Origin of the sequence: Haloarchaeobius amylolyticus, from assembly GCF_026616195.1 — an archaeon.
GTDB classification, from domain to species: domain Archaea; phylum Halobacteriota; class Halobacteria; order Halobacteriales; family Natrialbaceae; genus Haloarchaeobius; species Haloarchaeobius amylolyticus.
The window spans coordinates 282,286-295,698 of the sequence record NZ_JANHDH010000001.1 but is presented as its reverse complement, the minus strand read 5'-3'; the positions used below and the strand labels follow the sequence as shown (position 1 = coordinate 295,698).

Genomic DNA, 13,413 nt, shown 5'->3' with positions numbered 1-13,413 from the left:
GTCAGGCCTGAACCGTGTCGACCTCCCGGTCGCGCGTGCTGAATGTGAGGTCTCGTTCGAGGGCGCGGATCGCCTCCTCCGGCGTCGTCTCCGAGTCGAAGACGCGGTCGAAACCGAGCGCGCGGAAGGTCTGGCGTGTCTGCTCGAAGTCGTCCTGCCCGACGGCGAGGTTCCCACCGATGTAGGTGGTGGCCTCGATCCCTTCGCGGGCGAGCAGCTCGTGGAAGCCCTGGCAGTCCTGCTCGGCGTGCCCGTAGAGGGAAGAGACGAGTACAGCGTCGGCGTCGTTGTCTTTCGCGGCTGCGGCGAAGTCCTCCTGGGAGGTCTGGACGCCGAGGTTCTCGACCTCGAACCCTGCTGCCGAGAGGGCCTGGTCGAGGATGGTGATACCGACGACGTGTGCGTCGGAGCCGATGACACCGAGTATGACTGTCGGGGGCATGTGGTATTCAGCGAATTGCATGAACGATAGTTAAAGATAATGGTTTTTCATGATAATACTCCCTAGACACCTTATACAGGATTGAGGACCCTAGCCAGACCATCATGATTTATCCGGAAGGTTTTAGCCCCGCAGACGAGGACCCGGTGGCATGGGTGCGCTCTCGGACCTACGGATAATCGATTGCACACAGGTCCTCGCCGGGCCGTACTGTACCATGCTCCTCGCCGATATGGGCGCGGACGTGGTGAAGATCGAACGCCCCGGTGGCGACCTCATCCGGTCGAACCCGCCGTTCTGCGAGGGGCCGGACGAGGAGGCCTACGGTGGCTACTTCCAGTCCGTCAACCGCGGCAAGCGCTCGCTCGAACTCGACTTCGGCGACGAACGCGACCGCAAGGACTTCCTCCGCCTCGTCGAGGAGGCCGACGTGGTCGTCGAGAACTACCGCGCGGGCACGATGGAGAAGTACGACCTCGGGTACGAGACGCTGACGGAACACAACCCCGAACTCGTCTACTCCTCCATCCGCGGCTTCGGCGACCCACGCACGGGCGAGACCGAGCGTCAGGGCCAGCCGAGCTTCGACCTCATCGCGCAGGCGCTCGGCGGCGTCATGGAGATAACCGGGCAGGAGGACGGCCCGCCGACGAAGGTCGGCCCCGGCATCGGCGACCTGTTCACCGCCGTCCTGAACGCGGTCGGCATCCTCGGTGCGATCCACCACCGCGAACGCACGGGCGAGGGCCAGTACGTCGACACCGCCATGTACGACGCGATGGTGTCGATGTGCGAACGCACCGTCTACTACTACTCCTACACCGACGAGGTGCTGACCCGACAGGGGAACTCCCACCCGACGCTGTTCCCCTACAACTCGTTCGAGGCCGCCGACGGCCACGTCGTGATTGCGGCGTTCTCGGACGGCCACTGGCGCGCATTGTGTGACGCCATGGACCGGCCGGACCTCGTGGCGGACTACCCGGACGCGGCCTCGCGCCTGCGCAACCGCGACGACCTGCGCGCGGAGATCGCCGACTGGACCCGCCAGCACCCCGAGGCCGACATCGTCGACGCTCTCGAGGGCCGGGTCCCGGCCGCCCCCGTGCAGGACACCGCCGACATCTTCGACGACCCGCACGTCCACGCCCGGGAGATGCTCGCCGACGTGGAACAGCCCGGCGCCGACCGCGACGTGACGGTCGCCGGCTGCCCCATCAAGTTCTCGGAGACGCCGACCGGCCCGCAGGGTCGCGCACCCCTGCTCGACGAGCACCGCGACGAACTGCTCGGGACCGGCGGCGACAACGGGGACGGCGCCGCGACGGCCCGCGGCGACGACTGACCGGCCAGGGCCGTCTCTCGCCCGACCGGCGACCGCGGCTGCCGGTAGATTTCTCAGGCCGCGAGAACCACCGCGAGCATCATCGTCGGTGCTGACGTGTTCTCTCGTATGCAGGTCCCATCGCCAGCGCGAGCCCGGTCGCCCCGGGTGCTCGCGCCCCTCCTCGCCCTCGCGCTCCTCGTCGTGCTCGCCGGGTGTCTCTCTGTCCCGAGCAGCGACTCGACCCCCTCGACCGGCGACCAGAACGTCACCGTGGCCGTGACCGGGAACTCCTCTGCGAGCGTCTACGTCAGTGTCCACCTGTTCCGCGAGCCGGCCGGCCCCATCCGGGTCGAGTACCTCAACGGGAGCGTCGAGACGCGGTCGTTCTCCGAGAACGTCGTGGTGTCCTACGGGCCGGAGTCGTCGGTGAGAGCCGTCTCGCCGCCCGAGCAGTCCGACCCGGTCGACCGGGTCGTCTTCGAGGGCGAGCCCGAGTGGTCGGTCGAAGCGAGGGACATCGCGCCCGCCAGGGCCGCGGTCTACGTGGTCCGGATCGGCGGGGCCGACGCGGTCGCCGCCTGGGGCATCGTCGCCTGCCCGGCACACGTCGAGCGAATCGACCTCGCGGTGAACGGGACCGCGGTGACCCAGACGGGCATCGCGTGTACGGGGTAGGTCAGCCGACCAGCACCAGTATCGCCGGGAGCAACACCAGCACGGCGACGAACCAGCCGTAGGTCCGCGGGTCGCGTCGGACCGCCTCGTCCGCCGACTCGATCCCCCCCGTGAACCGGTCGCCAGCGGCCACGAACAGGACCGCCAGCAGGGCGCTCGCGGCCATCACGAGCACGACGGTCGCCACCCCGACCGCGGAGTCGAGCACGGCCGCGACCAGCAGAGTGTCGCTCATCGTGCCGACGTTCGCGCCCAGCAGGTACGGGACGAGTTCGTCGCGCTCGAAGAAGTCACGGTTGTAGAGTGGCACGAACACGCCCACCGAGAAGGCCACGCTCGTCGTCACCGTGGTCAGCGCGACCCCGACGAGGAACGTCGCCCAGGGCCGCCGCGCCAGCGGAACGACGGCCTCCCGGAACTGGTCGGTGTCGACCGCCGTGAGCGCCCGGTCGAACAGCCGGAAGCTCCCGAACAGCAGCGCCACCGCGAGGAGCGCGCCGAGGTGCGGCCCGAACAGCCCGACGAGCGCGTCGACGGTCGAGGCGACGGGGCCGTCCCCGCCGATGCCGAGAGGTGGGATTCGATCGGCGAACGCGGCGGTCGGGTCGCCGAGCCAGTGTCCGAGCAGGCCCGCGACGGTCACGGGGACGAACAGCGCGAAGGTGACCAGCACCGAGAGCACGCCGAGGGAGGTCGCGTCCCGCAGCGAGTACGATTCCTTCTGGACGTACTCGAACACGCCGAGGACGATGACGACGCCGGACGCGCCGAGGCGGCTCCCGGCGATGGCCCCGAACAGCTCGGAGACCCCGAGCAGCCCGGAGTGCGACAGGGTCACCGACACCGCCGCGACCACCGACCCGTTCAACACGGCGTAGGAGACGAGCCAGCTCGTGCCGACCGCGGAGAGGTCACCGCGGATGGCCCGGTCGAGGACCGGTTCGAGGTCCGGGGCGAGCACGGCTGTCGACGTACCGAGCAGCCGGATGCCGAGGAAGAAACAGACCGCTGCGACGGCCGCCATGAGGGGCGGCCAGCTGACGACGCGACGAATGTCCATCGCTCCCGTGGTTGTCACCCCCCGGACATAAATCCCGACCGCTCGCCTCCCTGCCCGGGCGAACCCCCACGCTTTCGCCCCCTGTGACCGACGACCACATCAGAAATCCTTTTGCGGGTTCCGTCCACAGGCTCGGGTATGAGCAACCAGTGGCCCCACGACCCCGACGGCGAAGAGGGGAGCGAGGGGATGCGCAAGTACGGCATGGCTGTCCTCGCGAAGAAGCTCGACGAGGACGAGGACTTCCCCCTGCAGGCGGCCGACTTCGTCGAGGAGCACGGCGACGAACCCATCCGCCTGAACTCCGAGCGCGTCGTCAGCGTCGCCGACATCTTCGAGCACGTCACCGAGGACGAGTTCGAGGACATCCTCGCGTTCCACAAGTCCGTCGGCAAGGCCATGCGCTCCGGTGGCTTCTGGGAGTTCCACCCCAAGGCCGGCGAGTCCAACGTCAAGCACGCCTGACCGACCGGGCCACCGGACCGGCCCGCCAGCCCGGAAACCGGGAACCCGGCTCGTCCGGTTCAGATTCACTTATACGCTCGCGCTCGTTAGGACCCCCCAACAGTGACGAACACGCAGGTCAGTCTCATCCAGATCGACAACTACGGGCCGTGGACCGTGACGCCGGAGCCCCGGCGCGAGGTCGACCTCCAGACGCTGCAGTCGCGGCTGTACGCCGACCTCTCCCAGCTCGTCGGGAACCGCGACGGGTACGTCTTCTTCACCCGCTTCGACAACATGGTCGCGGTCACGAACGGCCTCGACATGGACGACCACGCGCTCATCCAGGAGTCGGTGCGCAACCGCTACCCCGTCACCATCAGTTTCGCGGTGGCGACCGGGACCAACCCCGCACAGGCCCTCGCGGACGCGACCGACCTCCTGCAGGACGCCGGCAGCGCCCAGGACAAGGGCCGCCGCGAGATACTCCGCGGGCGCGTCATCGAGGAGGAGTTCCGCACGCCCGACGACGTCCAGATCGCCCACTTCGACGTCATCGACGCGACCGGGAAGTTCACCGACGAGCACCACGCGTTCGACTCGTTCATCCACATCGAGCAGGCCTACGCCTCTCTGATGCGCTACATGCGCGAGGCCCACGACTCGCTCTCGTTCTTCGTCGGCGGGGACAACATCATCGCGACCTGTCCCGACCTCGGCGAGGCCGAGTACCGCGACGCCATCGACCACGTGGTCGAGGAGACGGGCATCGACCTCCAGGTCGGCATCGGCACCGGTCGGAACGCCCACGACGCCGGCTTCGCCGCCAAGCACGCCCTCGAAGAGTGTCGCGCGAACAGTACCAGCGTCGAGTTCGACTGACCGGACACATTCGCACGGCGAGGGCATAAGGGTAGCGGGGGTAGATTTTATAGGCGCAGTGCCAACCATTCACACATGGAACGCGACGTGTCGATTCGTGACGTAACGACGCGCGAATTCGTCGGCGTCAGCGAGTCCGACACCGTCCTCAGTACGGTTCGGCTGATGCGCGACGAAGGCGTCGGGAGTGTACTGGTGATGCGGGGGAGCGACCCCGTCGGCATCATGACAGAGCGGGACGTCCTCGAACTGGTCGCGGACGACCTCGACCCCGAGGCGACCACGGTCGACCGCCTCATGTCCCAGCCGGTGGTCTCCATCGACGCCGACCAGTCGCTGGCGGCGGCGGCCGACCGGATGTCCCGCGAGGAGATACGGAACCTGCTCGTCACCGACGAGGACGAGGTCCTCGGCATCCTCAGCGAGCGCGACGTCATCGACGCCGCCGGGACACTGCGCGAGACGCGCAGCCTGGAGGTGGCGACCGAGGAGGCCGCAGCCGACCCGACCACGCCCGAGACGGCCGTCGCCGCGAACGGCGGCGATTCGGACCAGTACGGTTCGCAGGGCGTCTGTGAACTGTGTGGCTCGCTCGCCGACACGCTCCACGACGCGAACGGTCAGCTCGTCTGCCAGAACTGTCGACAGGTGTAGACCTTCGGGCATCGGTGTCTTCTCTCGGCGCCAATCCGTCGGACAGCGGGGGGTATATTTATAACACAGTAGTAAGTACACCGCTACCATGGCACGGAATATCCAACGACGGGATGTGCTGAAGGGTGCCGGCCTCGCCGGCATGGCTGGACTCGCTGGCTGTATCGGTGGGCTCGGTGGCGGCGGCGGCGGTGGCCGCGAGATCAAGTACGGTGTGCTGATGCCGGTCACCGGCGACCTCTCCTCGGTCGGGAAGCCAATCCGCGACGGCGCGACCCTGCCGGGCAAGCAGCTGAACGGCAACAGCGACTTCGAGACGACCATCGACTTCCAGGTAGAGGACACCGCGACCTCGCCCCAGACGGGCATCAACGCGGCGAACACACTCGTGAACGCCGGCTACCCCGGCGTCTGTGGGCCGGCCTCGTCCGGTGTGAACATCCAGGTGTCGAACCAGGTGTTCATCCCGAACGAGGTCGTCGGCTGCTCGCCCTCGTCCACGTCACCCAGCGTGACGGACCTCGACGACAACGGCTACATCTTCCGCACCGCGCCGAGTGACGCGCTGCAGGGCCAGGTCATGGCCCAGGTGGGTGTCGAATCCATCGGCGCCTCCACGGCCGCGACGATGTACGTCAACAACGACTACGGCCAGCTGCTCTCGCAGTCCTTCTCGGACTCGTTCAAGAACGACGGCGGGACGGTCCAGCGCCAGGTCGCCTTCGAGAAGGAGCAGTCCTCCTACAGCTCGAAGCTCCGGCAGGCCCTCACCGACGACCCGGACCTCCTGGTCGTCATCGGCTACCCGGCCTCCGGCGTCCAGCTGTTCAAGGACTACTACGCCGACTTCGGCGGAAACGGGACCCAGATCCTCGTGACGGACGGTCTCCAGGACCCCTCGATGCAACAGAAGATCGGGAACCCGATGGAGAACGTCACCGGGACGGCACCGCAGCCGTCCGGCCCGGCCGCCGACGCATTCGCGAGCCTCTACAACGAGGAGTACGGCCGCGACCCCGGCATCTTCAACGCACACGCCTACGACGCGTCCGCGACGCTCATCCTCGCGAACGCTGCAGGCGGCGAGAACACCGGACAGGCCGTCCGCGACAACATGCAGGCAGTCGCCAACCCCGGCGGCATGGAGGTCACCGCGAACAACCTCGCGGAGGGCGTTCAGGCAGCCCTGGACGGCGACGACGTGCAGTACGCCGGCGCATCCAGCGCCGTCGACTACGACGACAACGGCGACATGAAGGCCGTGACCTACTCCGTCTGGGAGTTCGCACCCGACTCGGAGTCGGGCATCGAGGTCACGGACACGATCAACTTCAGCGCCTGAGCAGACGCTCACGCTTTTTTCGCGACGCGACCGGAGAGAGGCATCCATCCCTCGCCAGTTGCAGGCCAGTCTCGGGACAGGTCCAGAAGCGACGAACACGCGCCGCTCGCGGGCGTCGAGTACGGAAAAGGGACGGGTCCGGAATCAGCCGCCGAGGAACTGCTGGCGGACGTCGTCGTCGTTCAGCAGCACGTCGCCGTCGTCCATGTAGCGGTTCTGGCCCTGGACGAGGACGTAGCCGCGGTCACACCGGCGCAGCGCCTCCTTGGCGTTCTGCTCGACCATGAGGACGGCCGTGCCGGCGTCGTTGATGTCGTCGATGCGGTCGAACATGTCGTCGACGAGGTCGGGCGCGAGGCCCGCGGATGGCTCGTCGAGCATGAGCAGGTCGGGTTCGAGCATGAGCGCCCGGCCCATCGCCAGCATCTGCTGCTGGCCGCCGGACATCGTGCCGGCCTTCTGTTCCCTGCGCTCCTCGAGGATGGGGAAGCGGTCGTACACCGCCCGCATCGCGTCCTGTGGCACCTCGTCGAGGATGTACGCACCCATCTCGAGGTTCTCCTCGACGGTGAGGTTCGCGAACACGTTGTCGTTCTGGGGGACGTAGCCGAGTCCGTGGTGGATGATCTCCTCCGGGTTCAGCCCCGAGATGTCCTCGCCCGCGAAATCGATCTGGCCACCCATGTAGGTGGTCAGCCCGAACACGGACTTCATGACGGTCGACTTGCCGGCCCCGTTCGGGCCGACGATGGTGACGTACTCGCCGTCCTCGACGAACATGTCCACGTCCGTGAGGATCTGGAGGTCGCCGTAGCCGGCGTCGAGCCCGCCCACCTCGAGCAGTTCCGACATCAGACGTCACCTCCGAGGTAGGCGTCGATGACCTCGTCGTTCGCGCGGATCTCCTCGGGCGTCCCGTCGGCGAGCACGCGCCCCTGGTGGAGCACGATGACGCGCCGACAGTTCTCCATGATGAGGTCCATGTCGTGTTCGACGAGCAGGAACGTGTAGCCCTGCTCGCGCAGTTCGTGGATGTGGGTCAGCAGCCGCTTCTCCAGCGAGGGGTTGACGCCGGCGAAGGGCTCGTCGAGCAGGAGCATGTCCGGGTCCGTCATGAGCGCCCGGGCCATCTCCAGTAGCTTGCGCTGCCCGCCGGAGAGGTTGCCCGCGTACTCGTTGGCGAGGTGCTCGATCTCGAAGAAGTCGAGCATCTCCCAGGCCCGTTCGAGGACCTCCTGCTCGTGTTCCATGGTCTCGTTCCGCCGGATGACCGAGCGCCACAGCGACTCGCCGAACTGGTGTTTCGGCCCGAGCATCATGTTCTCGAGGACGGTCATGTCCGAGAGCTCGCGGGCGATCTGGAACGTCCGGACCAGCCCGCGGTCCGCGAGGTCGTGCGGGGCCATCCCGGTGATGTCCTCGCCGTTGAACGTGACCGTCCCGGCGTCGGGCTCGATGAACCCCGTGATGAGGTTGAACGTCGTCGACTTCCCGGCCCCGTTCGGACCGATGAGGCCGGTCAGTGTCCCCTTCTCGACGTCGAAGGTGGCCCCGTTGACGGCGTTGATACCGCCGAAGGACTTCTGCAGGTTGTCGATGCGAAGCGGCAGGTCCGCGAAGTCGTCGGAGACGTCCTTGTCGAGGCTCAGCTCCGCCGGTTCCGTCGTCGTGTCCGATTCACTCATTCGTCATCACCACCGTCGGTCTCGGCGCCACCGTCGGTCGCGGCCGCCTTCGCGGGCGGGCGGGTGACGCTCCGTGGGTCGAGCGAGGTCGCGAGTTCCTTGCGGTCGCCGAGCAGCCCGTCCGGCTTGTTCTGCATGAACCAGACGAGGACGGCGCCCATCAGGACCAGCCGCAACGGCTCGATGTTCGCCATGATGTACTCGAACAGTGGCATGATCTGTCCCTGCAGGACCAGCGCGAAGGCGTCGACGATGGTCCCGGGGCCGCTCCCCTGGACGTTCAGCGCCTCCTTCAGGATGCCGACGAACGTGATGGGGCCCTGGTAGAGCGTCCCGATGAACAGGACGCCACCCATGACCGACCCGGTCGTCGACCCGGAGCCCCCGATGATGAGGGCGATCCAGATGAAGAACGTCGTCTTCGGCTTGAACGGCTGCGTGTTGATGAAGCCGGCGTTGGCCCACCAGAGGATGCCGACGAGGCCCATGAGGGCACAGCCGACGACGAACGCCTTGATCTTGAAGTTGGCCGTGTCCTTGCCGAGGGCGTTCGCGACGTCCTCGTCCTCGCGGATGGCCTTCAGGACCCGTCCGAACGGCGAGAAGCCGATGCGGACGAGCAGCCAGTAGAAGCCCGCCGCGACGACGACGAGCAACAGCGTGTAGAGCCACGACACCATCACGGAGCGGTTGACCCCGATGGACGTGCCGACCGAGATGAACAGGTCGACGAGCGCGCCGATGCCGGGGATGGCGCCGAGGCCGTCCGTGATGAGCACCCGGGACGGTGGCTTGTCGACGCTGATACCGCCGGCGCCACCGGTCCCCATCTTCGCCCCGAGGATGCTGAACTGCGACAGCGCCTTGGACTTGAGCCCGAAGCGGATGATCTCGGAGAGCGCGATGGTCACGATGGCGAGGTAGTCGGCCCGGAGCCGGAGTGCCGGGAGCGCCGCGACGAAGCCGACGACACCTGAGACGACCACGGCGAGTAGGATACCGACGAAGAACGGGAGTCCGAGGCCGGGGATGTCGGACGGGTTCGCGGGGTTCGGCGAGGCCGTCGCGATGGCGAACGTGTACGCCCCGATGGCCATGAAGCCCGCGATACCGATGTTGAACAGCCCCGTGTAACCCCAGTGCAGGTTCAGCGCCAGCGAGAGCATCACGTACACCGTGATGAGGAACGTGAGCCCCTGCAGCGCGTTGAAGTGCCCGTTGATGTCGTTGCCGAGCAGGACGCCGAAGATGATGAAGATGGCATAGAGCGCGAGCACCGTCGTCACGACCATCGTCAGGTCCGAGTCGAAGTGCTTGTCGAAGATGTTGCCAGCCTCGCGGTTCTCCTCGGCGTCTGCGGCCTCCTCGGTCGTCTTGGCGTCCGGATGGGGATTGTCGTCGCTCATGCGGTCGACCTCCCCGAGAACAGACCCTGCGGCCGGTACAGCAGGATCAGGATCATCAGGACGAACGCGGCCGCCCGAGACAGGTCGCTCAGTTCGGCACCCAGCCAGATGAGCGACATCTTCTCGGTCAGGCCGATGATGAGGCCGCCGAAGATGGCCCCGTACGTCGAGCCGATACCACCGAGGATGACCGCGGCGAAGATGAACAGCAGGAGCGTCCACCCGCGCGTGTAGACGAGGGTGGTCGACTCCAGCGTGAGCAGGAACCCGGCCATCCCCGCGAGTGCCGCACCGATGATCCACGTGAACTTGACGACCCGCTCCGTCGGGATGCCGGTGACGCGGGCGAGGTCCTCGTTGTCGGACATCGCACGCATCGCCTTCCCGAGCTTCGTGCTCTGGAGCAGGTAGTGGACGATGAGCATGAGGATGACCGCGGCCACCACGAGGACGATCTCGTGGTAGTTCGCGTTGATGGTGCCGCCGGGGACCGCGACCGCGAGCTTGCCCGGCGTGTTGTTCGCCACGGAGAGGTTCGCCTCACCGAAGACGAACAGGAGCAGGTTGCGCAGCGCGAACGCCACACCGACGCTCGCGATGAGCAGCGAGATGCCGCCCTGCCCCCGCATCGGCTTGTAGACGATGCGGTCGATGACCAGGGCCAGCACGACGGTCAGGACGCCGGCGAACACCAGCCCGACCAGGATGGCAAGCGGCGTCGCGACGATGTCGATGCCGATCTGTGTCCCTGCGATCCGGTTCGCACCCACCAGCACGAGGTCGCCGAAGGCGTGACTGCCGAGGCCGGCGACGACGAACGTCGCGGCCCACCCACCGAAGGCGCCACTCGTGATGTAGTCGCCGTGTGCGAAGTTGGCGAAGTTCAGGATACTGTACGTCATGGAGAGGCCGATGCCGGCGAGGCCGTACACCAGCCCGATCACGATGCCCTGCCACAGGAAGGTCAGGAACAGCGCGATGGTAACGTCGTCACCCGTGGTGACCAGCTTCATCAGGAGGTCCACGAACAACAGGACCCCGACCAGCAGCGCCACCATGGCTGCTGGACGGTCGGCGATGAAGCGCCACCCACGGGTGACGTTCGAATTAGACTCGGTCATTGATACCCCTCAACACGCTAAACAGGCTCTCCCAGTAGCTATTAAACCTTTCACCTTTGCCACCCGGTTCATTCGCGTACATGATAGGTGCAGGAGTCCCCGTTGTCGGTCGATATTGCGGGTTCGTGTACGTGTGGCAATTGTTAGTACGAATCACAAACGTCCCCGCCGACGAGACAAAGAAAACTCTTTCACCGGCCCCTGCCCATCCCGAGACAACATGCCGGTAGGCACCCTCGATGACCTCGCGGTCGCCGACCGTCGGGTCGGGGTACGGGTCGACATCAACAGCCCGCTGTCCGATGGCGGCCTCGCAGACGACGCTCGCCTGCAGGCCCACCAGCAGACGCTCTCGGAGCTGCTCGACCGCGGCGCCCGTCTCGCCATCCTGGCCCACCAGGGCCGCCCCGGTGGCGACGACTTCGAGACGCTGTCGCCCCACGCCGAGCGGCTGGACGAACTGCTCGAGTACCCCGTCTCCTACGTGGACGCTACCTTCTCGTCGGCCGCCCGCGAGGCCATCGACGGGCTGGACGCCGGCGAGGCCGTCGTCCTCGAGAACACCCGCTTCTACGCCGAGGAGTACATGGAGTTCGACCCCGAACGGGCGGGTGAGACCCACCTCGTCGAGGGGCTCGTGCCGGCGCTCGACGCCTACGTCAACGACGCCTTCGCGGCGGCCCACCGCTCCCAGCCGTCGCTCGTCGGCTTCCCCCAGCACCTCCCGAGCTACGCCGGCCGCGTGATGGAGCGCGAACTCGACGTCCTCGGCGACATCGAATCCACCCCGCGCCCCCGCGTGTACGTCCTCGGCGGCGCGAAGGTCCCCGACTCCATCGACGTGGCCTGGTCCGTCCTCGAGAACGACCTCGCCGACACCGTGCTCACCGCCGGCGTCGTCGGCAACGTCTTCCTCGCCGCCGACGGCGTCGACCTCGGCGACGCCAGCATGGAGTTCATCATGGACCAGGGCTACTGGGACGAGATCGACCGCGCTGCCGACCTGCTCGACGCCCACGGCGACCGCATCCGCTTCCCGCAGGACGTGGCCGTCGAACGCGACGGCGAGCGCCGGGACATCGGGCTGAACGCACTCCCCGGCCGCCAGGACGAGGCGGCCATGGACATCGGCGAGGAGACGCTCAAGGTGTACCGCTCCATCCTCGACACCGCCGAGACCGTCATCCTCAACGGCCCCGCCGGCGTCTTCGAGGACCAGCTGTTCGAGGACGGGACCCGCGAACTCTACACGGCCGCCAGCAAGGTCGGCGAGAGCATCGTCGGCGGCGGCGACACCGCCGCGGCCATCCGGAAGTTCGGGCTCGAGGACCGCTTCGGCCACTTCTCGACCGGCGGCGGCGCCTGCCTCCGGATGCTCACCGACGGCGACCTGCCGGCGGTCGAGGCGCTCCGCCACGCGCATGCCGATTGAACCGGCCACCCTGCAGGACCTCGAGACGCTCGCCGACCAGTGGGTCGACCTCGCCCGCGAGCAACGCCCCCACGGCAGCGCCATCCTCCCCGACGAGAACCGCGACCGCATCCTCCAGCACTTCGCCCACCACATCGTCGACGACGACGTCCTCGTCGACCGGCTCGACGACCGCATCGTCGGGTTCGTCATGTTCGGCCAGAACACCGGCAACCTCGAGCTCGACACCGACCGCGGCATCGTCCACAACCTCTACGTCCTCCCCGAGTACCGGGGCGCCGGCCGCGGGACCGCCCTGCTCGGCGCAGCCGAGGACGCCCTCACCGACCGCGGCATCGAGACCATCCAGCTCGAGGTGATGGCGGCCAACACCGAGGCCCGCGAGTTCTACGACCGCGCTGGCTACCACCAGCACCGCGTCGTCATGGAGAAGCGAGTCGGAGTCGAAAGTGATACTAACCCGAAGGGCCACGACTGACGTACGGAAAGCGCGCCAGGGGAGCATGGGCGGTTCATGCACTCGACTTGTAATCGAGACTTCGTGGGTTCGAATCCCACCCCTGGCTCTTCTGTCCGAGCCCTGCGAGAACCGCGTGGGGTAGTGAGATTCGAACTCCCAATTCCTGATTAAATTCTCCCGGCGCGAAGCGAACAGATAGTGGCACGGCTCCGCCTGCAACTGGAGGTGGCGCCGCGTGAACCGGCTGGCACCACACCCTCACCATTCCTGCCTTACCTGTGGGAGCCACGTCCCCCGAGAGTTCGCCAGAATCTTCGGTGGCCGTACTTGGACTTCGCGAGCAACTCTGGGACTCCCGCTCTAGTGCGAATCCTCCAGTGAGAGGAAGATACTGTGACGAGGGAACCATTTATTATAGATTAGCAACAGGTTATGGCTATGTCTTTTGTCCGCAAGAGGGGGGATTGGAGACGGGAGGGGAAA

At 66.9% G+C, this 13,413-nt stretch carries 15 protein-coding genes and 1 tRNA gene; 10 read left to right on the top strand and 6 right to left on the bottom strand.

Translation table 11 applies throughout. The features are described 5' to 3' along the window. Window position 1: 1 nt before the first annotated feature. Window positions 2-442 (bottom strand): methylaspartate mutase subunit S, encoded by a 441-nt coding sequence (gene glmS / locus NOV86_RS01515; RefSeq protein WP_267639460.1) that lies wholly within the window; start codon window positions 440-442, stop codon window positions 2-4. A 151-nt stretch (window positions 443-593) separates the two neighbouring features. Here glmS and mct point away from each other — a divergent pair, with 151 nt between their 5' ends. Both mct and NOV86_RS01505 read left to right on the top strand, forming a co-directional pair. Next, complete coding sequence (gene mct / locus NOV86_RS01510) at window positions 594-1,787, top strand: succinyl-CoA:mesaconate CoA-transferase (protein WP_267639459.1); 1,194 nt, start codon at window positions 594-596, stop codon at window positions 1,785-1,787. Between the two features lie 108 nt (window positions 1,788-1,895). Next, window positions 1,896-2,444, top strand: a complete 549-nt coding sequence (locus NOV86_RS01505; RefSeq protein WP_267639458.1) for a hypothetical protein — start codon at window positions 1,896-1,898, stop codon at window positions 2,442-2,444. 1 nt (window position 2,445) lies between these two features. On the opposite strand, the gene NOV86_RS01500 is transcribed toward NOV86_RS01505, so the two are convergent. Continuing rightward, complete coding sequence (locus tag NOV86_RS01500) at window positions 2,446-3,504, bottom strand: hypothetical protein (RefSeq protein WP_267639457.1); 1,059 nt, start codon at window positions 3,502-3,504, stop codon at window positions 2,446-2,448. A 138-nt stretch (window positions 3,505-3,642) separates the two neighbouring features. Between NOV86_RS01500 and NOV86_RS01495 the strand changes: the two genes are divergently transcribed. From NOV86_RS01495 to NOV86_RS01480, 4 genes are all read left to right on the top strand, one after another. Further along, complete coding sequence (locus tag NOV86_RS01495) at window positions 3,643-3,969, top strand: DUF5785 family protein (RefSeq protein WP_267639456.1); 327 nt, start codon at window positions 3,643-3,645, stop codon at window positions 3,967-3,969. Window positions 3,970-4,071: 102 nt separating this feature from the next. Next, window positions 4,072-4,830, top strand: coding sequence for a GTP cyclohydrolase III (locus NOV86_RS01490; protein ID WP_267639455.1), 759 nt, complete (start codon window positions 4,072-4,074; stop codon window positions 4,828-4,830). Window positions 4,831-4,905: 75 nt separating this feature from the next. Then, entirely contained in the window at window positions 4,906-5,484 is a 579-nt protein-coding gene (locus NOV86_RS01485; protein WP_267639454.1) for a CBS domain-containing protein, read from the top strand. 88 nt (window positions 5,485-5,572) lie between these two features. After that, on the top strand, window positions 5,573-6,826 hold the full coding sequence (locus NOV86_RS01480) for an ABC transporter substrate-binding protein (protein ID WP_267639453.1): 1,254 nt from the start codon (window positions 5,573-5,575) through the stop codon (window positions 6,824-6,826). A gap of 144 nt (window positions 6,827-6,970) precedes the next feature. On the opposite strand, the gene NOV86_RS01475 is transcribed toward NOV86_RS01480, so the two are convergent. Genes NOV86_RS01475 through NOV86_RS01460 form a run of 4 tightly spaced genes read right to left on the bottom strand, consistent with a single transcriptional unit; the run spans window position 6,971 to window position 11,038 of the window. Beyond that, window positions 6,971-7,678, bottom strand: coding sequence for an ABC transporter ATP-binding protein (locus NOV86_RS01475; RefSeq protein ID WP_267639452.1), 708 nt, complete (start codon window positions 7,676-7,678; stop codon window positions 6,971-6,973). Next, window positions 7,678-8,511, bottom strand: a complete 834-nt coding sequence (locus NOV86_RS01470) for an ABC transporter ATP-binding protein (RefSeq protein ID WP_267639451.1) — start codon at window positions 8,509-8,511, stop codon at window positions 7,678-7,680. Before NOV86_RS01470 ends, NOV86_RS01475 begins: the two co-directional genes overlap by 1 nt. Further along, complete coding sequence (locus NOV86_RS01465; RefSeq protein WP_267639450.1) at window positions 8,508-9,917, bottom strand: branched-chain amino acid ABC transporter permease; 1,410 nt, start codon at window positions 9,915-9,917, stop codon at window positions 8,508-8,510. Before NOV86_RS01465 ends, NOV86_RS01470 begins: the two co-directional genes overlap by 4 nt. After that, window positions 9,914-11,038: a branched-chain amino acid ABC transporter permease gene (locus tag NOV86_RS01460; RefSeq protein WP_267639449.1), complete on the bottom strand. Its 1,125-nt coding sequence runs from the start codon at window positions 11,036-11,038 to the stop codon at window positions 9,914-9,916. The genes NOV86_RS01465 and NOV86_RS01460 overlap by 4 nt, the downstream gene beginning before the upstream one ends. 220 nt (window positions 11,039-11,258) lie before the next feature. Here NOV86_RS01460 and NOV86_RS01455 point away from each other — a divergent pair, with 220 nt between their 5' ends. From NOV86_RS01455 to NOV86_RS23375, 4 genes are all read left to right on the top strand, one after another. Continuing rightward, on the top strand, window positions 11,259-12,470 hold the full coding sequence (locus tag NOV86_RS01455; protein WP_267639448.1) for a phosphoglycerate kinase: 1,212 nt from the start codon (window positions 11,259-11,261) through the stop codon (window positions 12,468-12,470). Then, on the top strand, window positions 12,460-12,948 hold the full coding sequence (locus NOV86_RS01450; protein ID WP_267639447.1) for a GNAT family N-acetyltransferase: 489 nt from the start codon (window positions 12,460-12,462) through the stop codon (window positions 12,946-12,948). Before NOV86_RS01455 ends, NOV86_RS01450 begins: the two co-directional genes overlap by 11 nt. A gap of 14 nt (window positions 12,949-12,962) precedes the next feature. Further along, window positions 12,963-13,036: transfer RNA gene (locus NOV86_RS01445), tRNA-Thr, on the top strand. Window positions 13,037-13,165: 129 nt separating this feature from the next. Next, window positions 13,166-13,294 (top strand): DUF7563 family protein, encoded by a 129-nt coding sequence (locus tag NOV86_RS23375; protein WP_438266699.1) that lies wholly within the window; start codon window positions 13,166-13,168, stop codon window positions 13,292-13,294. The last annotated feature ends 119 nt before the right edge of the window (window positions 13,295-13,413 follow it).